Raw genomic sequence first — 961 nt, 5'->3', positions numbered from 1 at the left:
GTCACCATCGTCCACGAAGATGCGCGAACCATAGGTGAGACGGTGCGAGGCGCGCTCCTTGCCGGCTTCGTCGAGGATCAGCACCGCCATGTTGCGGCCCATGACCATCTGCTGGCCGTCGGAGTTGCGCACCACGTTGCGGTTGCGGATCTCGACCTTGCCCTCATACGAGGCTTCAAGGAACGAGCTGTCCACCACCTGCGCGGTACCGCCCATGTGGAAGGTACGCATGGTGAGCTGGGTGCCCGGCTCGCCGATCGACTGCGCCGCGATGACGCCGACGGCTTCGCCCTGGTTGACCGGGGTGCCGCGGGCCAGATCGCGACCGTAGCAGACCGCGCAGACGCCAACCCTGACTTCGCAAGTCAGTGCCGAGCGGATGCGGACCGACTGGACGCCGGCCTTTTCGATCTGTTCCACGTCACGCTCGTCCATCAGCGTTCCGGCCTTGACCAGGATCTCGCCCGACACCGGATGGGTGATGTCGTCGAGCGACGTACGGCCCAGCACGCGCTGGCCGACCGAAGCAACGACCTGACCGGCATCGACGATCGGCTGCATGGTGAGGCCCTTGTCGGTGCCGCAGTCGACGGAGTTGACGATGCAGTCCTGCGCCACGTCGACCAGACGACGGGTGAGGTAACCCGAGTTCGCCGTCTTCAAGGCGGTGTCGGCCAGACCCTTGCGGGCGCCGTGGGTCGAGTTGAAGTACTCGAGCACGGTCAGGCCTTCCTTGAAGTTCGAGATGATCGGCGTCTCGATGATTTCACCCGACGGCTTGGCCATAAGGCCGCGCATGCCGGCAAGCTGGCGCATCTGGGTGGGCGAGCCACGCGCACCGGAGTGCGACATCATGTAGATCGAGTTCATCGGCTTCTGACGGCCATTGTCCTCGAACTCGACCGCCTTGATGCGGGCCATCATCTCGTCGGCGACCTTTTCCGAGCACTTGGCCCAGGCG

General features: G+C 64.7%; 1 pseudogene. It reads right to left on the bottom strand.

Annotation, left to right across the window (positions count from 1 at the left end):
* Window positions 1-961 (bottom strand): annotated as a pseudogene (locus EN879_RS37240) (DNA-directed RNA polymerase subunit beta'); the annotation flags it as partial.

It is taken from the genome of Mesorhizobium sp. M7A.F.Ca.AU.002.02.1.1 (assembly GCF_003998535.1).
GTDB lineage: Bacteria > Pseudomonadota > Alphaproteobacteria > Rhizobiales > Rhizobiaceae > Mesorhizobium > Mesorhizobium ciceri.
Note: the sequence above shows the minus strand (reverse complement) of the source record. Positions and strands in the feature narration are given on the sequence as shown.